At 44.1% G+C, this 22,418-nt stretch carries 23 protein-coding genes; 2 read left to right on the forward strand and 21 right to left on the reverse strand.

Features of this window, described 5'->3' with window-relative positions; translation table 11 throughout:
* Positions 1 to 4: 4 nt before the first annotated feature.
* Both thrS and ACE01T_RS03295 read right to left on the reverse strand, forming a co-directional pair.
* A complete protein-coding gene (thrS, locus tag ACE01T_RS03290) occupies positions 5 to 1,927 on the reverse strand; it encodes a threonine--tRNA ligase (protein WP_180174233.1) in 1,923 nt (640 codons plus the stop codon).
* Positions 1,928 to 2,186: 259 nt separating this feature from the next.
* Positions 2,187 to 2,354, reverse strand: coding sequence for a hypothetical protein (locus ACE01T_RS03295; protein WP_171263151.1), 168 nt, complete (start codon positions 2,352 to 2,354; stop codon positions 2,187 to 2,189).
* A 608-nt stretch (positions 2,355 to 2,962) separates the two neighbouring features.
* Here ACE01T_RS03295 and ACE01T_RS03305 point away from each other — a divergent pair.
* Positions 2,963 to 4,603 carry an acyl-CoA synthetase gene (locus ACE01T_RS03305; protein ID WP_086195386.1) on the forward strand — a complete coding sequence of 547 codons (1,641 nt, stop codon included), beginning with the start codon at positions 2,963 to 2,965 and terminating at the stop codon, positions 4,601 to 4,603.
* 146 nt (positions 4,604 to 4,749) lie between these two features.
* Here the strand turns inward: ACE01T_RS03305 and yjgA are convergent, their stop codons facing one another.
* The 9 genes from yjgA to mazG form a co-directional block, all read right to left on the reverse strand.
* Positions 4,750 to 5,283 (reverse strand): ribosome biogenesis factor YjgA, encoded by a 534-nt coding sequence (gene yjgA / locus ACE01T_RS03310; RefSeq protein ID WP_086195385.1) that lies wholly within the window; start codon positions 5,281 to 5,283, stop codon positions 4,750 to 4,752.
* 2 nt (positions 5,284 to 5,285) lie between these two features.
* Complete coding sequence (locus ACE01T_RS03315; RefSeq protein WP_086195384.1) at positions 5,286 to 5,555, reverse strand: HPr family phosphocarrier protein; 270 nt, start codon at positions 5,553 to 5,555, stop codon at positions 5,286 to 5,288.
* Entirely contained in the window at positions 5,552 to 6,403 is an 852-nt protein-coding gene (gene rapZ / locus ACE01T_RS03320; RefSeq protein WP_395518735.1) for an RNase adapter RapZ, read from the reverse strand. Before rapZ ends, ACE01T_RS03315 begins: the two co-directional genes overlap by 4 nt.
* A gap of 26 nt (positions 6,404 to 6,429) precedes the next feature.
* Positions 6,430 to 7,275 carry a pantoate--beta-alanine ligase gene (panC, locus tag ACE01T_RS03325; protein ID WP_180043682.1) on the reverse strand — a complete coding sequence of 282 codons (846 nt, stop codon included), beginning with the start codon at positions 7,273 to 7,275 and terminating at the stop codon, positions 6,430 to 6,432.
* Between the two features lie 2 nt (positions 7,276 to 7,277).
* Complete coding sequence (gene panB / locus ACE01T_RS03330; RefSeq protein ID WP_180043679.1) at positions 7,278 to 8,087, reverse strand: 3-methyl-2-oxobutanoate hydroxymethyltransferase; 810 nt, start codon at positions 8,085 to 8,087, stop codon at positions 7,278 to 7,280.
* 47 nt (positions 8,088 to 8,134) lie between these two features.
* Complete coding sequence (gene folK, locus ACE01T_RS03335; RefSeq protein WP_395518736.1) at positions 8,135 to 8,623, reverse strand: 2-amino-4-hydroxy-6-hydroxymethyldihydropteridine diphosphokinase; 489 nt, start codon at positions 8,621 to 8,623, stop codon at positions 8,135 to 8,137.
* A complete protein-coding gene (pcnB, locus tag ACE01T_RS03340; protein WP_180043675.1) occupies positions 8,620 to 10,080 on the reverse strand; it encodes a polynucleotide adenylyltransferase PcnB in 1,461 nt (486 codons plus the stop codon). The genes folK and pcnB overlap by 4 nt, the downstream gene beginning before the upstream one ends.
* 136 nt (positions 10,081 to 10,216) lie before the next feature.
* Positions 10,217 to 10,627 carry a ComEA family DNA-binding protein gene (locus ACE01T_RS03345; protein ID WP_395518737.1) on the reverse strand — a complete coding sequence of 137 codons (411 nt, stop codon included), beginning with the start codon at positions 10,625 to 10,627 and terminating at the stop codon, positions 10,217 to 10,219.
* Between the two features lie 11 nt (positions 10,628 to 10,638).
* The gene (gene mazG / locus ACE01T_RS03350) at positions 10,639 to 11,400 is read right to left on the reverse strand and encodes a nucleoside triphosphate pyrophosphohydrolase (RefSeq protein ID WP_395518738.1); all 762 of its coding nucleotides are present in this window, start codon (positions 11,398 to 11,400) and stop codon (positions 10,639 to 10,641) included.
* Positions 11,401 to 11,694: 294 nt separating this feature from the next.
* Between mazG and ACE01T_RS03355 the strand changes: the two genes are divergently transcribed.
* Positions 11,695 to 12,120, forward strand: a complete 426-nt coding sequence (locus ACE01T_RS03355) for a hypothetical protein (protein WP_395518739.1) — start codon at positions 11,695 to 11,697, stop codon at positions 12,118 to 12,120.
* Between the two features lie 201 nt (positions 12,121 to 12,321).
* Here the strand turns inward: ACE01T_RS03355 and ACE01T_RS03360 are convergent, their stop codons facing one another.
* From ACE01T_RS03360 to ndk, 10 genes are all read right to left on the reverse strand, one after another.
* Positions 12,322 to 12,969 carry a 4'-phosphopantetheinyl transferase family protein gene (locus ACE01T_RS03360; RefSeq protein ID WP_395518740.1) on the reverse strand — a complete coding sequence of 216 codons (648 nt, stop codon included), beginning with the start codon at positions 12,967 to 12,969 and terminating at the stop codon, positions 12,322 to 12,324.
* Between the two features lie 92 nt (positions 12,970 to 13,061).
* Positions 13,062 to 14,474 (reverse strand): ribosome biogenesis GTPase Der, encoded by a 1,413-nt coding sequence (gene der, locus ACE01T_RS03365; protein WP_166169258.1) that lies wholly within the window; start codon positions 14,472 to 14,474, stop codon positions 13,062 to 13,064.
* Positions 14,475 to 14,639: 165 nt separating this feature from the next.
* On the reverse strand, positions 14,640 to 15,788 hold the full coding sequence (gene bamB, locus ACE01T_RS03370; RefSeq protein WP_395518741.1) for an outer membrane protein assembly factor BamB: 1,149 nt from the start codon (positions 15,786 to 15,788) through the stop codon (positions 14,640 to 14,642).
* Positions 15,788 to 16,489 (reverse strand): YfgM family protein, encoded by a 702-nt coding sequence (locus ACE01T_RS03375; RefSeq protein ID WP_395518742.1) that lies wholly within the window; start codon positions 16,487 to 16,489, stop codon positions 15,788 to 15,790. Before ACE01T_RS03375 ends, bamB begins: the two co-directional genes overlap by 1 nt.
* A gap of 29 nt (positions 16,490 to 16,518) precedes the next feature.
* Positions 16,519 to 17,814, reverse strand: coding sequence for a histidine--tRNA ligase (hisS, locus tag ACE01T_RS03380; RefSeq protein ID WP_395518743.1), 1,296 nt, complete (start codon positions 17,812 to 17,814; stop codon positions 16,519 to 16,521).
* Positions 17,815 to 17,817: 3 nt separating this feature from the next.
* Positions 17,818 to 18,939, reverse strand: coding sequence for a flavodoxin-dependent (E)-4-hydroxy-3-methylbut-2-enyl-diphosphate synthase (gene ispG / locus ACE01T_RS03385; protein ID WP_086195369.1), 1,122 nt, complete (start codon positions 18,937 to 18,939; stop codon positions 17,818 to 17,820).
* 24 nt (positions 18,940 to 18,963) lie between these two features.
* On the reverse strand, positions 18,964 to 19,755 hold the full coding sequence (locus ACE01T_RS03390; RefSeq protein WP_395518744.1) for a helix-turn-helix domain-containing protein: 792 nt from the start codon (positions 19,753 to 19,755) through the stop codon (positions 18,964 to 18,966).
* On the reverse strand, positions 19,746 to 20,507 hold the full coding sequence (gene pilW / locus ACE01T_RS03395; protein ID WP_166169250.1) for a type IV pilus biogenesis/stability protein PilW: 762 nt from the start codon (positions 20,505 to 20,507) through the stop codon (positions 19,746 to 19,748). Before pilW ends, ACE01T_RS03390 begins: the two co-directional genes overlap by 10 nt.
* Before the next feature lie 60 nt (positions 20,508 to 20,567).
* A complete protein-coding gene (rlmN, locus tag ACE01T_RS03400; protein WP_131273939.1) occupies positions 20,568 to 21,803 on the reverse strand; it encodes a dual-specificity RNA methyltransferase RlmN in 1,236 nt (411 codons plus the stop codon).
* A gap of 122 nt (positions 21,804 to 21,925) precedes the next feature.
* Positions 21,926 to 22,357 carry a nucleoside-diphosphate kinase gene (ndk, locus tag ACE01T_RS03405; protein ID WP_086195365.1) on the reverse strand — a complete coding sequence of 144 codons (432 nt, stop codon included), beginning with the start codon at positions 22,355 to 22,357 and terminating at the stop codon, positions 21,926 to 21,928.
* Positions 22,358 to 22,418: the final 61 nt, after the last annotated feature.

Here is a 22,418-nt window from a genome sequence, read left to right on the forward strand (position 1 = left end):
GCTTTTACTCCACAATATACCGGCCGCGTTCGGCAACGGCTGCTTTTACTAGGTCAACGAAAGCATCGATTGACATAGTACCCAAATTTTTTCCTGAGCGGGTACGCACATTCACTGTACCTTCCTCTACTTCACGGTCGCCAAGTACCAGTAAGTAAGGAATACGCTCTAAAGTACGTTCACGAATCTTAAAGCCGATTTTCTCATTTCTCAAGTCGGAAATGGCACGAATACCGTTTTCTTTAAGTTTAGCGACGACTGACTCACATGCTTCCGCTTGAGAATCGGTAATGTTCATCACGCACGCTTGTGTAGGTGCCAACCAAGGTGGCATAAAGCCTGCGTAGTGTTCAATCAGTATACCAATAAAACGCTCGAAACTACCAAGAATTGCACGATGTAACATAACAGGCTGATCACGGTCGTTATCTTCTGTTACGTAAGATGCATCCAGACGCTCTGGCAGGTTGAAGTCACACTGAATGGTACCGCACTGCCATACACGACCTAGGCAGTCTTTCAATGAGAATTCGATCTTAGGACCGTAGAATGCGCCTTCACCCGGTTGCAGTTCCCATTCCAGACCAGCAGCATCTAAAGCATCAGCCAAAGATTTTTCCGCCATGTCCCAAAGTTTGTCATCACCGACACGTTTTTCCGGACGTGTAGAGAGTTTCATTTGAACGTCTTCAAAACCGAAGTCTTTGTACACATCTAAAGTCAATTTAATGAAATCTGCAACTTCAGTTCCAATCTGTTCTTTGGTACAGAAAATGTGTGCATCATCTTGGGTAAAGCCACGAACACGCATAATGCCGTGTAATGAACCTGATGGCTCGTTACGGTGACACGAACCAAACTCAGCCAGACGGATCGGAAGATCACGGTAAGATTTCAACCCCTGGTTGAATACCTGTACGTGACATGGACAGTTCATTGGTTTAACCGCATAGTTACGGTTCTCTGAATGAGTCGTAAACATGTTGTCTGCATAGTTTGCCGCATGACCCGATTTTTCCCAAAGCGTGAAGTCCACCACTTGCGGGGTACGAATCTCAAGATAACCATTATCTTGCTGAACTTTACGCATGTACTGTTCCAGTACCTGGTAAATGGTCCAGCCATTCGGATGCCAGAACACCATACCCGGTGCTTCTTCCTGCATATGGAACAAGTCTAAAGCTTTACCGATTTTCCGGTGATCGCGTTTTTCTGCTTCTTCAATACGTTTTACATAAGCCGCAAGCTGTTTTTTATCCGCCCATGCTGTACCGTAAATACGTTGCAGCTGTTCATTCTTCGCATCACCGCGCCAGTAAGCACCAGAGATTTTAGTCAGCTTGAACGATTTTAAGAATTTGGTATTCGGTACGTGCGGACCACGGCACATATCCAGATAGTCTTGATGGTAGTACAAGCCCATTTGCGTTTCTTCAGGCATGTCTTCAATCAAGCGGAGTTTGTATTCTTCGCCACGCGCAGTGAATTCTGCAATCACTTCATCGCGTGGGGTCATTTTTTTGATGACATCATAGTCTTGGTCGATGAGCTTTTTCATACGCTCTTCAATCGCCGCCAAGTCATCTAAAGTAAACGGACGTGGCATCCAGATGTCATAGTAGAAACCTTCTTCAATGACCGGGCCAATCACCATCTTTGCTTCGGGGAACAATTGCTTAACTGCATGGCCGACCAGGTGCGCACAAGAGTGACGAATGATGTGAATACCATCTTCATCTTTAGGCGTGATAATTTGTAAGGTTGCATCTTCAGTGATGAGATCAGACGCATCAACCAAACGGTCGTTTACGCGACCCGCAACTGTATTTTTTGCAAGACCCGGACCAATGCTCAGTGCAACGTCCATCACAGATACGGCTTGATCAAACTGTTTTTGATCGCCATTTGGCAAAGTGATAATTGGCATAAAAAAATCCTTAAGGAGTGATGCCCCGTACCATAGGGCATGTCACCGCGAGATTATGATCGAGGCAGAACCTCAAAAGATAAAAACGGTGGATAAATAAAAATCGATTCGAATTTTACACGTCTTATCCACAGGATTAAACCTTTTCACCTATAAAATTCGCAATTTGGCACATTTTGAATTTATTTGCCAATGCCTTAGCTCTAGCTCAATCAAGGAATTTTCACTTCCCTTTTTATGCTCTAAAGTTATCCCATGCTTAGAACTTGCACTGAGCATAGGCAGAAAGCGGAGCAAATTGCGGAATCACAGCTTCGCTCTGGGTGGGTCTTAAAAACACATAATCAGCCCGGTCAATCTCACAGGATTTCGGCACCAGCAGCAGTTCCAGATCAGGTAACTGGCTATAGTGCAAAACTTTTAACATGGGTGTAGCTATTCATAAGGCACCTTGCAGTTCAGCCAGACTTTGCTGGTCAATATCCCCCTGATTGGCTAAAGACTGATTGATCGGAACAACATATTTCCCTAAGTCATATAAGCGTGTACCCGCTTAAACTGTGCATTGACTTTTATCTTCATCAAAGGCCAGCACGCCTTTGAACTGATCGAGATTAAGCAAAGTTTCATCCGTCTTGGCCAACACACTAAATGAATGCCTTGCACCAACGACAGGAATATGACCATAGAATTTGACTCATTTTTGTAATTCATTGACATGCTGAGGTTGAAAAATTTATGGATGTGCCTGCTGGCTTCCAGACCAATTACGCCATCCTTTATCCGCCTGTTGTATTTTCATTATTATTTCCTGGCTAATGTTATTTAAATTGCCTGTTTAGAGTAAAATATCTAAAAAAGCAAATATGGAAACCCATGCGTTCAAAAAAAATCCACACCATAAAATAATTTTTTAATTTTCAATATGTTAAAAATTATCAAATAGTACTCGACTAAAGCATAACTGCAAGATTTCTGATAAATGCATATCTTTTTCAAAAGGATATGAAAACAAATATAGAATGGAGTTTTAACATGGTTAGCGCATATGATGAATTACCGCGTACCCCCGCAAATTTTGTAGCGTTGTCACCTTTACGCTATCTGGATCGGGCTGCTTATATTTACCCGAATCAAAATGCAATTATTCATGGTAAACGTCGTATTACCTGGCGTGAAAAATATAATCGTTGCCGCCAGTTTGCCCACCAACTCCAAAAACTCGGGATCGGTAAAAATGATACCGTTTCGGTACTGCTGCCTAATGTGCCGGCAATGATTGAAGCACATTTTGCCATACCAATGGCAGGTGCCGTACTGAATACCTTAAATACCCGTCTGGATGCCAAAACAGTTGCCTTCATGCTGGAACACGCCGAAAGCAAGGTATTGCTGGTTGACCCCGAATTCAGCCAGCTTGCTACAGAAGCCTTGGCGCTGATCCCGCAAGAAATCTATGTCATTGATGTCGCCGATGAAGAATATGAGGGTGAAGATACCCGTATTGGCCAGATTGAATATGAAGACTGGATTGCACAAGGTGATACCAATTTTGAGTGGCATTTACCCACAGATGAATGGGATGCCATCAGCTTAAGCTACACCTCGGGCACCACGGGGAACCCGAAAGGCGTGGTCTATCATCACCGCGGGGCCTACATTAATGCAGCCAGTAACATCATTGCTTGCGGCATGATGCCTCGCGCGACCTATTTATGGACCCTGCCATTGTTCCACTGCAATGGCTGGTGCTTTGCCTGGACCATGGCTGCCAATGGCGGTACCAATGTCTGCTTGCGCAAAGTTGATGCAGAACAGATTTTCAAATTGATTGCCGAACATAAAGTCGACTACTTCTGTGGTGCACCGATTGTCCTGTCGATGCTGATCAATACTCCTGAAGAGAAAAAGACCCAGATTGATCACCGTGTTGAAGTGATGGTGGCCGGTGCCGCGCCTCCTGCGGCGATTATTGAAGGCATGCGTAATATTGGCATTAATGTCACTCACGTCTATGGTTTAACTGAAACTTACGGCCCTTCTGCACTGTGTGCATCACAAGCGGGCTGGAGCGACCTGTCGATTCAGGAACAGGCTCACTTGCACTCTCGTCAAGGAGTTCCATATCCACTGCAAGATGGCATGAAAGTACTTGATCCGGAGACCATGCACGAAGTGCCGCATGATGGTAAAACCATGGGTGAGATCATGTTCCGCGGCAATATCGTCATGAAAGGCTATTTAAAGAATCCTGAAGCAACCGCCGAAGCCTTTGCTGGTGGCTGGTTCCATACCGGTGACCTTGCCGTTTGCCAACCGGATGGCTATGCCAAAATTACCGACCGCTCTAAAGATGTGATTATTTCCGGCGGTGAAAATATTTCTTCACTCGAAGTGGAAGAAGTGCTGTATCAACACCCTGCAGTCCTGACAGCAGCGGTAGTGGCAAAACCTGATCCACGCTGGCAGGAAGTTCCATGTGCCTTTGTGGAACTCAAACAAGGTAAAACTGCAACAGCTGAAGAACTGATTGAATACTGTAAACAGCATTTGGCCCGTTTTAAAGTACCGAAAGATGTGGTGATTACCGAAATTCCAAAGACATCTACAGGCAAACTGCAAAAATTCATCTTGCGTGACTGGGCCAAAGAACGTGCTACAGGCGAGTTTCAGTAACTCTCCCTCACCAGCCCTCTCTCTAACTCTCTCCCTGAGCAAGCGACAACGCACTGCTTTGTCGCAAAGCGCAAGAGAGCAATCTTAAGGCATAAAAAAGCGACTCCATCGAGTCGCTTTTTTAATTTTATTACTGAAGCTCAAGATCAATTATCTGAAATCAAAGCCACTTGCTGAATATAGTTAAACAATTTCAACTTGGATGCAGCCAGCTCTTCTTCCGTCACCTGATTTTTGATATCACGATGGATACGCAAAATATGCTGACGAATCGCATGATGCTCAGCAGCATTATGTGCTTTCATGAATTCTTTAATCACCGGATCACCTTGCGCAATCATACGATCGACCCAACGTTGCAACTGCGCAGTTTTTTTCGCGCCTTGCTGTGGAGTAAGGTAAGACAAAATCATGGTTTCATCTTCATTACGCAATAATTTTCCTACACGCTGAAACTGACGGCGACGTGCTTCATGTGAAGTGATGGTTTGCACATCCAGTAAAGCATCAATCAGACGTTCTTCCACCGGAAGGTTTTTAATTTGTTTGATACTCAACTGAGCCAGTTGCTCACCTAAAGCAGCCATACGCTGAACTGCTTTTTTCTGTTCGGTTTTACTCGCCCGCCCTTCTAAACTTTCAAAGTCATCTTCAGTAAAACGGTTCGGTCGACGTGCCACGATTAATCTGCCTCGTAAAATTTTGCTGCAAATAATGCCTGAATTTCAGATAAAGCCTGTTCTTCATCTGTACCTTCAAGCACTAAACGTAAAGTTGTGCCTTTGCCTGCACCGAGCATCAGCAAGGACATAATATTTTTTGCATCTACTAATTTGTTGCCTTTACCAATTTGAATCGATGAACGAAATTTGGTGGTAACTTCGATTAGCTTTCCAGACGCACGCGCATGTAAACCTAGTTTATTAATTACGTCAACAGTTGTGTCAATCATGACCAGTGCTTCATTTCTCTGTGGAGGACTTGGATAGACCATTTTTCCTCAAGGGCTTTTTTGAGTCTATCTACGATATATACGGAACGATGCTGCCCGCCGGTACAGCCAATGGATACCGTCATATAGTGACGATGCCCTTCTGCAAAGGCAGGCAACCACTTATCTAAAAAATGATAAATGTCTTGGAACATTTCATTGGTTTGTTCACTTTGCAGCAAAAACTGTTGTACAGGCAAATCCAAACCTGAATATTTTCGCAATTCCAGATCCCAATGCGGATTCGGCAAATGACGTACGTCAAAGACATAATCGGCATCAAGCGGAATACCGTGTTTATAACCAAATGATTGTAAAATTAAAATGAGGTTATCTGATTGTCCAAGTTTAGACAACAAGGTATGTTTCAGATCATGTACGCTTTTATCGGTGGTATCAATATGTACCGTTGAACGCAACTGTATCGGAAGCAATAAGGTTTTTTCTTCCTGTATACATTCAATCAGGCTTTTAAAACGACTGGCTAAAGGATGCGGACGCCGCGATGCACTAAAACGCGAAATCAGTTCCTGATCTTGCGTGGTCAAATAAATGATATCCACCGAACCAGATTTCTGCAGTTGTTCAAAAACATGATCAAATTCCTGCAAATCTGCACGGGTGCTGCGTACATCTACGCCCAGCGCCAACTGTTCCAGATTATTGTCACGATCCAGTTTTTCCACAATTTCCGGCAGCAATGCCAGCGGTAAATTATCAATACAGTAATAGCCCAAATCTTCAAGCACCTGCAGGGCAGATGATTTTCCCGATCCAGATTGTCCTGTGACGATTAAAATACGCTTCATGGCAAGGCTGTCCTTAATAGTGAAGTCTATGCGGTATGCTTAACCTGCAAGTTATCAATCAGTCTGGTGGTGCCCAATTTAGCGGCAACAAACAGCACCACATCCTGATCAAAGGCTTGTATTTTTTGTAATTCCGGAGTGCGTGCTTCCACATAATCCACAATAAAACCAGCTTGTGTCAACTTTTGCTTTATATTTTCTAGCACGTCCGCAAGGCTGACACCACTGTGCAGTTCCTGCTCGGCAGCAGTTAAACTCTGGTAAATGGTCGGAGCAATGGCACGGTGTTCTGCACTCAAATAACCATTACGCGAACTAAGGGCCAAACCATCTTTGGCACGGGTAATCGGCACCCCAATCACTTCTAGCGGAATATTCAGGTCACGTACAAACTGACGAATCACCGCCAGTTGCTGGTAGTCCTTTTGCCCGAAGAAGGCAAAATTTGGCTGCACAATATTAAACAGTTTAGTAACCACTACCGCCACGCCATCAAAATGACCCGGACGCTGCAACCCGCATAAGTCATTGGTAATCTCAGACACGCTAATGTTGGTTAAACGCGGCTTGTTGCCATACATTTGCTCAACGCTAGGGGCAAAAATAATGTCACAGCCGACATCTGCCAACAAATGACTATCCTGCTCCAGAGTACGCGGATAGCTGTCAAAGTCTTCATTGGGCCCAAACTGAATCGGATTGACAAAAATACTGACCACAACAACATCACAGATTTTTTTTGCTTCACGCACCAGGTTTAAATGCCCTTCATGCAAATTCCCCATGGTCGGGACAAAACCGATAATTTTTCGTGCCGATCGAGCTGGACTCAGTGAAGCGCTTAATCCCTGAATGGTAGTTTCTGTTTTCATGTTTACAGCTCAACTTGAAAAGTTTGTTCTTTAGCAGGAAAAGATTGATCTTGTACCGCTGCATGGTAGGCTTTAAAAGCATCCAGAATTGCAGTTTCCCCTGCCTGTTCTTTCATAAAATTACGGACAAATTTGGCCACATGACCACCGGTCAGTCCAAGCATGTCCTGTACAACCAACACTTGGCCGTCCGTATCTGCCCCCGCCCCAATGCCAATCACAGGCGTATGTGGAAACAACTCACTAATTTCCTTACCCACCTGCGCCGGAACACATTCCAGTAGCAATACCGCAGCACCGGCTTCCACCACCGCCTTACAATCAGCAATCAGCTGATCGGCAGCTTCACGGGTACGTGCCTGAACTTTATAGCCACCAAATACATGCACAGATTGTGGAGTTAGTCCCAAATGCACACATACAGGAATACCATTGCGGGTCAAGACCTGAACAGTTTCAGCCAGCCATGCACCACCTTCAATTTTCACCATGTGCGCGCCCGCTTGCATGACTGTTTTTGAACTCGATAATGCCTCATTCAGCGTGGCATAACTCATAAACGGCAAATCGGTCAGAATAAAGGCATGCTGATTACCACGGCGAACAGCTGCGGTGTGATAAGCCATATCCTGTACCGTCACAGGCAGGGTAGAATCACAGCCCTGAATGGTCATTCCTAAAGAATCACCTACCAGAATCGTATCAATTTCAGCAACTTCCATTGCTTTCGCCATGCTCGCATCATAGCAAGTCAGGCAGGAGAATTTGCGGCCTTGCGCTTTAAATTTTCTTAAGTCACTTAGACTAATCATCCAGATATTCCTCTTATGACGACTTTCTCAAGCGGTCATGCAAAAAATTAAATATTTGCCCAATTTCCCTCATCCAATACGGTAAGCGATGGATGTTGCAATATCGGTAAATCTTTTAATAATTGTCCTTTGAGTTGTAAATTTGCCTCTAAATCAAGCAATGGCATCAGCACGAAATCACGTTCCATAACACCAATATGTGGCACGGTTAAACGCTCATGATGAATCTGTTCTTCGCCATACATGAGGAGATCCAGGTCCAAAGTCCGCTCCCCCCAACGGCGCAGTCGAACCCGACCGGATTCTTGCTCAAAACGCTGCAACTCATCCAGCAAAGCCAGTGGCTCCAAGTCTGTAACCAGCTGTACAGCCGCATTTAAGTAGTTGGGCTGGTCTTGTGGCCCCATTGGAGGGCTTTGATACAACCTTGATGTTTTCACTGATCCCAGCGTCGCCAGCTTCTGTACTGCCTCTGCTAAAATTTGCCGTGAATCACCCAGATTACTGCCTAGGCCGATGTAGGTTACTGTGCTCATTGTGTTGGTCCAAAAATCACCTGACTTAAGTCACGTTTGACCCGTTTGCGTTTTAAAATCGGATGATCGGCGGCAATTTCGGAACCGCCTGCCGACACAGTTTGAACCGGTCTTTCCGGTTTTGCCCGGCTTTTACGTTCACGGCGACTACGCGGTTCAGGCTCGTTCACCAAAGGTTCAATTTCAGTAATTGCAGCAACCGGTTTGGTTTCCACCACATCGTCTGTAGTTGCCTTACGGCGGCTTTTTGCACGCTGGCGGTTATATTGACTGATGGCACGTTCTTTTTCATCCGTAGACATCTGTTGATACGCATCCCACCATACACCCATGCCTTGAGTGGTATCGTCACCCGATTTCTCGCGCAGTAACAGAAAGTCAAATCCGGCACGGAAACGCGCATGGGTCGATAAAGCCTGAATTTGCTGCGGCTTCGGATTGAGCAAACGCGTTTGCATTTCCCAGACTTCACGAATAAAGGTTTCTGCAAAACGTGGAATGATGGTCCGGGTAGCCTGACGTTTTAACACATCCAAACCGGCTTGTGCTCTTGCCTCTGCCGGAACAACGCCTTTACTTAAATAAAATTCACAACGCTCTAAAAAAGGTTTCCATAACAATACCGCATAGAAGAATGCAGGATTGATGGTCTTGCCCATTTGAATGCGCTGATCGGTATTGATCGCAGCGCGTTCGATAAAGGTGGAGATATCCGGGCTGATGTCTGCAAACAGCTGATGCCAAATACCGAAATCAATCAGCATTGGCAGCACCCGGTTCAAATGTCCCATGGTGAACAGCTTCTGTGATTCATCATATAAGCGGTGTGGAGAGATATCACGCAACAGCTGAGTCAGCTCGGGGGTAAAAATCTCTAGAATTTCAGGTGCAATACTAAAATTTAATTTTGCAGCAAAACGTAAAGTACGCAGCATACGTACCGGATCTTCTTCGAAACGTAAGGTCGGGTCACCCAACAAGCGCAAGGTTTTATTTTTTATATCATCAATAGCATCACAGAAATCCAGCACAATCCCTTTACGCGGCTGGTAATACATCGCATTAATGGAAAAATCACGACGCACAAAATCCTGTTCAATTGTGCCCCAGTTATTGTCGCGCAGAATCATGCCTGAGGCAGAAGTGACTGCTTTTTTAGGCGGGGCACGGAAAGTGGCCACCTCGACCAGTTCGCGACCGGCATAGACATGAGCAAGCTCAAAACGTCGTCCGATAATACGGCAACGTCGTCCGAAGACCTCTTTGACCTGAGCCGGAGTTGCGTTGGTGACCGCATCAAAATCTTTAGGATTCAGCCCTAAAATTAAGTCACGGACGCCGCCACCGACGATATAAGCTTCATAGCCTGCCTTGGTTAAGGCATCAATAACATCTAATATGTAAGAAGGTAATTGAGCGGTTGATAAACCACATTTTGACGCGCGCAAAGTTTGCAAAAGACGCTGTCTCCTACGTCTGAACGTAAAATATCTAAGATGACGCTAATCATATCTCTAACACAATCAAAGGGCAATTTGATTATCTTAATGCATCATACTTTGTTCGATATTCTAAGCGGCTATTGCCATTCCTCTACAAGCCTAAACGGTCTTTATTCTTGTTAAATAGCGCAGGTCCTATCCCCTTGACCTGTTGCAATTCTTCAATATTTTTAAATTTTCCATTTTTTTGTCGATAGGAAATAATCGCTTCAGCTTTCTTCTGTCCTACCCCTGAAAGTTCTTGTAGCTGTTCCGCATTGGCCTGATTCAGGTTGATCTTGTTGGTCACTGAAGTCGCGGAGTTTAACGCAGGCCTAGCCAAATAATAATTCCGTGTTGAGACGCGCGGTATTTTTAACCGTGCATCCTGGGCCTCCTGTTCAACCTTCCATTTTAAATACTGCTGGTCAAACTGTTGAGCATAACTACTGGATACACTCAACAAAGACAGCAGACTAAAAATATAAAAAATCCCCTTCAGGATAGGTATTATTTTTTTCATTGGGAAACCTATTATTTTAATTGTTGTTTCGCTTGCTCCCACAGTTGATCCATTTCTTCTAATGATAGGGCTTCAATATTTTTATGTTGTTGCTGAGCCTGATCTTCAATGAAAGCAAAACGTGTTCTAAATTTATGAATGGTACTTAACAGTGCCATTTCACTAGAAAGCCCTAGTTTACGCCCAACATTGATCAGTGAAAATAAACAATCGCCAAATTCGTCGAATATTTCGTCGGAATTTTGCTTTTGTATAGCGTGTTGCAATTCACCCAGTTCTTCATTCAGTTTACCGTATGCACCTGCCACATCAGGAAAATCAAAGCCAATTTTCGCCGCATTTTTTTGAATGTCGTGTGCTTGCTGAATGGCAGGTCCATGTTTGATCTCATGTAAGCGTGATTGTGCTTTGCCCTGTTTTTCCTGCTGTTTAATTTGCTTCCACAGTACGGATACATCTTCTGCACTCAATTGGGAATATTGTTCTGCCTGAAATACATGAGGATGACGGCGGATCAATTTTTCGGTAATGGCATTGACCACATCATTGAAATCAAATGCGCCTTGTTCACTGTACATCTGTGACTGAAATACTACTTGTAACAGCAAGTCGCCCAGTTCATCGCGCACTTCATTTGCATTTCCTGCTCTGACTGCCGCTTCGACTTCATACGCCTCTTCTATGGCATATCGGGTGAGGCTTTGCGGTGTTTGCTGCTGATCCCATGGACATTTTTCACGTAGCTCACGCATGACTGCCAATAATTTATCCATGTTTTAAGTACTCCCACTCATTTCAGACATAGTGCCATTTCCATACTCAATTTCGATGATATGGAACTTTAATGGGTTAAAAAACAATTTCAATAAACTTTATTTAAAAAGAGCAAAAAGGAAGATACTAAAAAATATCAATTGAAGATTTGGTTAAAGATTTAAGCAGCATAATCAAGACCCCATACATCCCTAACAATTGGTAAAACTTTAGCTAAAAAATAGCTGTTGGCAATATCACAACTGGGATTAAAATTATCCCTAGAATCCTTCAACATGAATAAGGCGATAATAATGAAAATGAAAAATGCTCTTCTTATTTTAATCAGCAGCTTAAGTTTAATGGCTTGTTCGACTATGCCTTCCAATAAACAGACTCAAAATAACTCATTAAATTCGGAGCCGAATAGCAATGCCACCAAAGAGGTTTCGATTGATGGCAGCTATACGGGTGAAATTGTTGGCGATTACCAGAATTCTAAATTTTCCCAGTTAAAAATTGGTATGTCTAAAGGTCAGGTAGAAGATTTAGTCGGTGCTTCAACAGATCAAAGAAGCTATCAGACAGTGAAAGCCTGGATTCCAGTCGCAGGTGCTTTTTCTAAAGATCAATTTCGTATTGAAACCTACTACAAAGAGGCTGGACGCTTAATCTATGCCAATAATGGAACCAAATTATATCGAATCGAAGTGGACCAAAGTGAAGATGGCCTTCAATAATCCGTGTATCTTTTCACCCACTCGCTAAACCTTGATCACTATTGATTATTGAAATAAAAACGCCTGTTTTGATTTTAAAACAGGCTATGCAGGTCGCTGTTTTTTATCCTATCGATTTTTATTGATCTGTGTTTATCCAGATCAATCTTGGACTTTAAAGCTGTTATGACCTTATAGGGGCATGAATAAGAACCACATATTTTAAGATGACAAAATTATTTTTATTTCAGGAAAGCTAAACCCCTTACAGGAGGCTTCTGAACGCCAGGCAACCGTAAGCATGACATGCCCCAAATGAAAGTTTTGATAAGCAAATGTTCCAATTAAAGGATGACTACACAATCCGCCATTATGTACTGGATGAACGAAAGTATTTAACTCATTTAAATTTAAGCGCACGCCCAGTCCGGCAGCTTTCAATACTGCTTCTTTGGTGGTCCAGACTTTGAACCAATATTCTGACTCATGTTGCGATTCGTTCCAGTATTTTAATTCATCAGGATGAAATGCATGATTCGCCAATGCTTCAAATCTAACCTTGCGATCCAGATCTTCAATATCCACCCCGATATCAGGCATAGTATGACTGGTGGCTAAAGCATAATTTTTTTGGCTATGACTATGATTAAAATAAAATTCAGGAAAATTAATCAAATATGGTTTTCCATATTCAGTAGTCGTCAACTGCTCATGTTGAATTGTGACCTGCAATTGCTCGGAAAGTAATTGATTACGAAAGTGATGGATTTGCTGTTTTTGCAACTGGATTTTGCTCTTGCGATCGAGTGCATGATCCACATGAACGATCTGCTCCAGTGCATTTACTTCTACCCGTATCCGTCTGCTCACCAAGATCACCTGTCAAAAATAGAAGTATATTTTAAAAGAAAAAAAGCCCAAAGATCACTTTGGGCTTTTTGAATACCATTTAAAGCTGGTCTTTAACCACGTTTAAATTTCTTCTCGGCTTTCTTGAACTTCTGAACATAACGACGCTTACGTGCTGCAGTACGTTCATCAAGCTGAGATTTACGCCCTTCAAACGGGTTTTCTGAGGTTTTAAACTCAATTTTCACCGGTGTACCTTCAAGCTTGTACACTTTACGGAACACGTTTTCCAGATAACGGCGATAATCCGCAGGGGTTTTATCCACCTTGTTCCCATGAATGACAATCGTCGGCGGGTTCTGACCACCAATATGTGCATAACGCATTTTGATGGCACGACCTTGAACTTTCGGTGGATGATGTGCATCGGTTGCATCATTCAAAATTTGCGTGATTTTTGCCGGTGACACTTTCAGATGTGAAGAATCATAAGCTCGGTGAATTGATGGATAAAGATCACCGACACCCGTACCATGCAGTGCAGAGATCAAGTGAATCTTCGCCCAAGGAATAAAGTCAAAGCGTCGTTCCACATCCAGCTTGCATTGCTTACGATCATACTCGGACATGTTGTCCCATTTGTTGATCGCAATCACCATGGCACGTCCCGCTTCAATCGCATAACCGATTAAATGCAAGTCTTGCTCGACAATCCCTTCACGCGCATCAACCACAATCACCACAACATGTGCATCTTTCATGGCCTGTAAAGTTTTCACAATCGAGAATTTCTCGATCATTTCATCGACTTTACCTTTACGACGTACACCGGCAGTATCAATCAGGGTGTACTTACGGCCATCACGTTCGAACGGAATATAAATCGAGTCACGTGTTGTACCAGGCTGGTCAAATGCCACCACACGTTCTTCACCTAGAAGACGGTTGACCAGTGTCGATTTACCCACGTTTGGACGACCAATAATTGCCAGACGCAAGCCTGTGTCACGGTCATGTTCATCAAGGTTTTCATCTTCAGGTACATCTTGCAATACTTCTTCAAGCATTTGCTGTACGCCACGGCCATGACTGGCAGCAACTTGTAGTGGTTCACCCATACCCAGTTTGTAGAATTCACCCAGTGCAGCTTCAGCATGTACACCATCTACTTTATTGGCCACCAGGAAGACTTTTTTGCCCAAGGTACGCAAATCACGTGCAATCTGCTCATCAGATGCAAGCAGTCCGGCACGCGCGTCTACCACAAAGATGATTATGTCGGCTTCATGAATGGCTGTTTTGGACTGTTCAGCCATGTACGAGTCGATTCCACCTTCAGTTTCGCCAATACCACCAGTATCGACAACGATGAATGATTTATTTTGATATGTCGCATCGCCATACTTACGGTCACGGGTCAGACCGGCAAAGTCAGCAACAAGCGCATCACGGCTCTTGGTGATCTGGTTAAACAACGTTGATTTTCCGACGTTCGGACGACCAATGAGCGCAATTACGGGTTTCATAGATTAACCTTTATTCAAGATCAGCCAGTAGGTCTGGTCTGAACAATCAGAAACAATGGAAGAAATAATTAGCCAAAAATAAATAAAACACGGGGCATTGAACACTCAATCCCCCGTGTAAAAAAAATACGGTTAGCTTAGTTTAACATAAGGCTGAAAAAAATTTTAACGGTTCTGCCAAATGCTTAAAGCCCCCTTACGGGTCGCTACATAAAGTTGGTTATCAATTACACGCAGGGTACGCACTTCACCACTGGTTTTTGAACGACCAATCAGCTGACCTGTAGTCGGATCAATGAGATGCAATACGCCATCCAGATCACCCACCACCAGATCCTGACCCAGAATTACCGGATTGCTGAGCTGGCGATTCAGTAAACTGTCATTTTGCCACAATTGTTCACCGGCGGTCAGTGAATAAGCGGTAATTTTTCCATCGGCTTGAGCCACATAAACGGTGTTATTAAAGACTTCCGGGCGTTGTATACTGCTGGCATCTTCGCTCCACACCAATTGTTGACTCGCCAGATCCATCACCGTTACCTGTCCCTGGTAGCTGGTTGTTACCAGAAATTGTCCAGCCACAACAGGATCGCCATCCAGATCATTCAGACGCTGAATATCCGAACGTCCATCACTCACAGCAACACGACGCTGCATACGCGGCACACCGCTAATAATATCCAGCGCATAAATATAGGCATTGGATGAAGCAATCAGTACAGTACGCGAATCAAGCGCAACCGGTGTCGCAACACCACGCAAGCTAAACTGTACATTCGGCAGATTATAAGTCCAGACTTGCTGACCAGTAGCCAGATCATGCGCATAGACCGTGTCATCATTGCTGATGGTAATGACACGACCGGACTGAATAAGTGACGAAGATAAAATGGCACCCGATAACTGGGCTGTCCACTTTTGCTCACCTGTGGCCTGATCCAGAGCAAACAGTTGACCTTTTTTATTACCGACCACCACCACGCCTTCAGCTGCTTCTATACCCGAGCTTAAGCCCAGCTTAGACACCTTTTTCTGCCACAAGCGTTGTTTGCCCTGATAGGCAGTCACTTCACCATTTGGATCGACAGCAAAAATCACGCCGTTATCGGCATCTAAGCGTAAACGTAACGGGTCTGCTTTACTGGTCGAAGAAACACTTTGAGAAAATACAGGAACAAGAGTCTTTGCTTGCACCAATTTAGGCAATGGATTCGGTTTAACCTCTTCTACCTTGATTTTATTGGTAGAACAACCGGCAAGTGCAAATGTTAAAATTGTTAGTGCAAACGGTATTTTGTATTTTCTATCCATTACGACTCATCCACTTGTGTTTCTAAAATTGGGCGTTCAACATCAGGATCATCAACTAAAACGCCAACACTTTCGAGTTTAATTTGTAAAATTTGACGTTCTTGCTTACGTTCAAGTAACGCATCCCATGCGCTCATATACGATTTTTTAGCATTTTCGATATCATTTTTAGCCACATAGACATCACCGCGTGCTTCATCAGCAGTTGCCTTAAAGGCAGGATCGGTCACTGCAGCCAATGTTTTAATCGCATCGTCATATTTTTTTTGTGCCAGCTGGGCATAAGCCAAACGCAGCTTAACCACCTGTATCAGACCGACATCATCCAGTTTGGAATTTTCAACTTTTTTCAAGGCACGTTCTGCATGTGCATAATCGGCTTTGTCATAAGCCAGTTTGGCCATTAACAATTGAGTTTGAATGGCCTGCACAGAATCCGGAGCTTCTTTAACAATCTTGTCCGCAGTTGCAGATAAGGCATTAAATGCATTGGCATCGCCTGAGACACTTTTTGCATCATCCATCAACTGTTGAACCTTGGCTGTTTCCATTTGTGATTCAGCCAGGTTCTTCTTCTGCCAATATTCCCAGCCGAAAAAGGCAATCAACGCAATTAAAATTCCGCTCATCATGGCAGAACCATATTTTTTAGCGAAAGATTTTAAGCTATCAAGTTGTTCTGCATCACTCAATGCGTTCATGGAATTACCTTTTCCTTATGTTATTCGGCTTATTTTGAAGAAAATTTTTCAATGATAAATGGCACAAAGTCAGTCACTGCAATTTCAGTCTGTTCTGCTGTTGCCAGTTCCTTGACCAGAATGTGCTGTGCTTCAGCTTCACGCTGACCAAAGATTAAAGCATAAACAGCACCCGCCTGATCTGCTTTTTTCATCTGGCTCTTCATTGAACCTTGTGAACCGGTTTTTAAACGGATACGGCTATTGGCTGCTTCAAGCTGGTCACGGATCTGCTCGGCAAGCACCAAGGCTTGACCTTGAGTTGCAGGGTCTGAAACCAGGAACATTTCACAGTCACGGACTGGCGTATTGTCTTCCACCTGTTCAAGTAGCAGCAACAAACGCTCCATACCCATGGCAAAACCCACCGCAGGCACCGACTGATCAGGCTTGCCTTTAAGCTGACCGACCAGACCATCATAACGGCCACCGGCACATACGGTACCTTGTGAACCCAAATGCGTGGTGGTCCATTCAAATACAGTTTTGTTGTAGTAGTCCAGACCACGTACCAGCTTCTGGTTAATGACAAAGCTTACGCCAGCATCAGTCAAATATTGCTGAAGCTGAGCAAAATGCGCCAAGGTTTCTTCACCCATGAAATCATGCAGCTTAGGCGCATTTTCCAGAATCGACTGTGTCTTCGCATCTTTAGAATCAAGAATACGGAGCGGATTCGTGGTTAAACGGCGCTGAGAATCTTCATCCAGATCGGCTTTATGCGATTCCAGGAATTCAACCAGCGCTGCACGATATGCCGCGCGTTCATCCGACTCACCTAAGGTGTTGAGTTCAAGTTGAACTTTGTCCGCCACACCCATACGTTTCCACAAACGTGCCGTCATCAGAATCAGTTCTGCATCTTGGTCGGGTGTTGCCACGCCAAAAGTTTCCACACCAAACTGGTGGAACTGGCGATAACGGCCTTTTTGCGGTTTTTCATAACGGAACATTGGCCCGATATACCACACACGCGGAGTTGCACCGCGAAGCAAGTTATGCTCAAGCATGGCACGTACACAGCCTGCAGTTCCTTCTGGACGCAGCGTCAAAGACTCAGGTGGATTACCTTTGTCCAGAAAAGTGTACATTTCTTTTTCGACGATATCGGTTGCATCACCAATTGAACGCTTGAACAGATTGGTCTGCTCAACCATCGGCAAACGGATTTGCTGGTAACCATAAGCATCCATAAGTGATGCTAAATGTTGTTCAAGACATCTCCACGCGGGGGTTTGCGTTGGAAGAATGTCATTAAAACCTTTGATTGCGACAATTGAACTCATGATCTACTCAGAAAAACCTGTGCGAATAATCTCTTTAGATTTAGCTTCTTCAAGCTCGGAAACACGTTGACGAACCATAGATTCGATTTCATCAACCAATTGATTGGTATCGATTAAATGGCTTTTCTCGCCATTACGATACACCAGTGAACGCGGACTTGCACCTACTACGCCAATATCGGCTTCTTTGGCTTCACCCGGACCATTCACTTTACAGCCAATCACGGATACATCCATTGGAGTACGAATATCTTCCAGACGTTCTTCCAGTGCCTGCATCACTTTAATCACGTTAAATTCTTGGCGTGAACAGCTTGGGCAGGCAATGAAGTTAATGCCGTTGGAACGAAGACCCAGTGATTTTAAAATATCAAAACCGATCTTGATTTCTTCTTCAGGCTCGGCCGCCAGTGAAATACGCATGGTATCGCCAATGCCTTCCATCAGTAGACCACCTAAAGCGATCGCCGACTTCACTGAACCGGTACGGTAGATACCCGCTTCGGTCACGCCTAAATGCAGTGGATTATCAATTTGTTGAGATAAAAGACGATATGCATCCATAGTCAGGAATACGTTCGAAGCTTTCACCGACACTTTAAACTCATGGAAGTCTAAGCGGTCTAAAATATCGATATGACGCATGGCCGATTCAAGCAATGCCTGACCAGTTGGTTCGCCATATTTTTTCTGGATATCTTTTTCCAGTGAACCGGCATTCACCCCGATCCGCATAGAAATGTCATGATGTTTCGCCGCAGCCACCACTTCACGAATTTTTGCTTCCGAGCCAATATTGCCCGGATTAATCCGTAAACAGTCTGCACCCGCATCCGCCACCGCTAAAGCAATTTTATAGTCGAAGTGAATGTCAGCCACCAGCGGAACATTCACCTGCTTGCGAATTTCACCGAATGCGGCCGCTGCTTCCATACTGGGTACGGAAACACGCATGATATCGGCACCGGCATCTACACAACGCTGAATTTGTGCAACAGTTGCAGCAACATCACAGGTTTCGGTATTGGTCATACTCTGGATGCTGATCGGGGCATCACCACCTACATACACAGAACCGACACGAATTTTACGAGTGGGACGGCGCTTAATCGGATTTTCAATCATTGCTATCGCTCTATTCTTGACTCATTAACGTGACAAACGGAAATCTGCTTTTCCGTTGACGGTATAAGGTGACAATGCAATATTTTCATTGTTTAACTTCAACGTTACCGCTGCTGCATCATCCAGACGAATCTGGAAAGGGGTTTCACCATTCAGCTTCAAGGTAGATGCCTGACGGCCTGTTGCCAACACTTTACCCGTTGAATCTACAATATGCACTGAAGTTGGCTGACTAAACTCTAGCTCAAGCTGGTCGCCCGAAACCACAGCCGAGTTATCCAGATTCAGCACCTGCACATCGGATTCGGCAGGTGCTGCTTCAGGGCTCTGGGCATCTTTGCTGGATGACCAGTTTTGTATCGCCATCACAACAGCAGCGATGACAACCAATGCCACCAAAGCAAGCAGAATACGTTTTAACCATTTCTTGTTACGATCACTATTAGAACCTGGTAGCTTACCCATGATTTTAATTGGTGAATTGTTTAAGGCATGATTGGGCAACAATCCTGTATCATTTTGATAAATTTCATCAAAACGTTGAATGATAGAACTTGCATCCACCTTCAGGTATTTCGCATAGGTACGATAATAACCCTTAATAAAGGTAGCTTCCGGCAAAGCCTTATAATCATCTTGTTCTAAAGCAGTCAAAGTCTTTATAGGGATATTTAAATCTTTAACCACTTCACTTAATTCACGCTTTTGTGCAATTCGAACTTGACGTAAGTACTCGCCTGGACGCTGAACATTTCCTAACGCAGTGGGTACTACGCTTGAACCATTCGATTGCGGTGAATTAGGATTTACTTCCATACGGCCTCAGTACTGTACTGTAATTGCAGATAACGTTGGTATTCCGGACTCTCGGGAAAAAGCGCGCGCAACTGATTGACAAGCACCTGCGTTCCCATTGGGTCGCTATTTGCCCGCGCAATTCGGATACCAATCCAAAGCGCACGCGCACCTTGATTCTTTTGACCAACACTGCGCACAAACTGTTCATACAATTGTGTTGCAGCAGCGGTCTGCTGTTTGAGATAAAAAATTTCTGACAACTCTAACATTGAAACATAAGAGTCACGATTTACTTGCAGAGCCTGTTTGAATGTTTTTTCAGCATTCACCATATCGCCTTGCTTTAAATAAATCCGTCCCGCATTTTCCAATGCTCTGTAGCGTTGTTCATAGCCCAATGTAGTTCCAGCCACATTGAGTTGTTCAAGCGCGTCATTATAACGCTCAATTTGATACAAATAAGTACCGTAGTTGTTACGCGCTTGTGCATTTTTCGGATCAGCAGAAATTGCGCGCTTAAAATAGCTCTCTGCTTTGTCCATGCTGATTTTACTGCCCTCTTGTTGCAGTAAAACGCCCATCATCATATTCGCGGTTGAATCACGTGAATCTACTTCCAGTGCCTGATCCAGAGTACGTTTTGCTGAATCCAGGTCACCAGACTTAATATATTCTGCCGCCAATTGAGTGCGAACTTTCACTGCCTTCTCAGGATCTTTTTTCCCGATTGTTGCTGGTGCTTGGCACCCGGCAACAAAAATTGCGGACATACAAATTGTTGTAATAAAAGCTAATTTATATGTGGGCTTTCTCAATTGACATCCCCTTTATTATCCTTGAGTGCGCAGAATCTCATTCTGCTGCGCCACTTTCTTTTTCCACTGTTCCGCACGACGGGTACGGTCAGCAACTTGTCCAACCAACTGTCCACACGCGGCATCAATATCATCACCACGTGTCTGACGAATCGTACACACAAAACCGGCATCAGACAAAGTTTTTTGGAAAGAAATAATCCGGTTACGGCTTGAACGCCCATAAGGTGCATGCGGGAACGGATTAAACGGAATCAAATTAATTTTGCTCGGTAAATTTTTAAGCAGTTTCAGCATTTGTTGAGCATGTTCTGGTTGGTCATTCACGCCATCCAGCATGACATATTCAATGGTCACATGTTTACGCGAACTTTCATTACCATCTTTGGCAATATAACGCTGGCAGGCAGCAATCAGCTGTTCTAATGGATATTTTTTATTGATCGGCACCAGCTCGTTACGAAGTTCATCATTCGGTGCATGAAGTGAAATCGCCAAAGCCACATCAATATCTTGCGCCAACTGGTCGATTTTCGGTACTACACCTGAAGTCGATAAAGTCACACGGCGTTTTGACATGCCATAGGCAAAGTCATCCAGCATAATGCGCATTGAGTTTAATACGGCGTCATAGTTCAGGAGGGGTTCGCCCATGCCCATCATCACCACATTGGTCACTGAACGCTCACGCTCTGCCACAGGTACTTCTTCCATATAAGAGAAGTTTGCCATCCACAGCTGACCAATAATTTCAGCTTGAGTCAGGTCACGCTGAAAACCCTGCTTACCCGTTGAGCAGAATGAACAGTCAAGCGCACAACCCACCTGTGAAGAAATACACAAGGTTTTACGTGAACCAGTTTTGTCTTCTGCAGGAATCAGGACAGTTTCTACCAGAGAACCTTCGCCATCGCCCACACGGAACACCCACTTACGGGTGCCATCTTTAGAATAGTTTTTATGCACCACTTCCGGCGCTTTAATTTCGCAGATTTTTTCCAGTTTTTCCCGCAGCTTGCCGGAAATATTGGTCATTTCGGCAAAATCTGTGACAAAAAACTGATGAATCCATTTCATCACCTGCCCGGCACGGAATTTTTTTTCTCCCATATCTTCGAAGAATTTTTCCATTTGCGGACGTGACATGCCAAGTAAGTTCACTTTTTCCACAGAATTTTGCTGCGTCGGAGCGGATGGAGATGGTTGCTGTGCATCAGAAATTGCTGATGTAGCGACTACTTCAGTACTCATGTGTATTACCTAAACCATGCCTAAAGATGAAAGGAGAAGCTCAATATCTGAGCAGAGAATTATTCAGAGAATAAAAAAACCAGATAAGTATAATAACACTTATCTGGCTTGAATACTGCGTATTAACGAGTACGTGGAGCAATCTCAGTTTGCGCGAAGAAATAGTTAATTTCGCGGTCAGCAGATGCTACAGAGTCAGAACCGTGAGCAGCGTTTTCATCGATGCTTACAGCGAAGTCTGCACGGATTGTACCAGGAGCAGCTTCTTTAGGGTTAGTTGCGCCAAGGATTTCACGGTGAGCAAGAACTGCGTTTTCGCCTTCAAGAACAGAAACTACAACTGGACCAGAAGTCATGAACGCAACTAAATCACCAAAGAAACCACGTTCTTTGTGCTCAGCATAGAAGCCTTCAGCTTCAGCTTGAGTCAAGTGTTTCATTTTAGTTGCAACGATTTGAAGACCAGCTTTTTCGAAACGAGCAAAGATGTCGCCGATGTGGTTTTTAGCAACTGCGTCTGGTTTAACGATAGATAAAGTACGTTCAATAGCCATTGATTGGCTCCTTAAGTCAATTGTTGACATGAAAATTTGCCGCATTATACCGAATAATGGG

The sequence above is a fragment of the Acinetobacter uliginosus genome (assembly GCF_044130295.1).
Taxonomy (GTDB): domain Bacteria; phylum Pseudomonadota; class Gammaproteobacteria; order Pseudomonadales; family Moraxellaceae; genus Acinetobacter.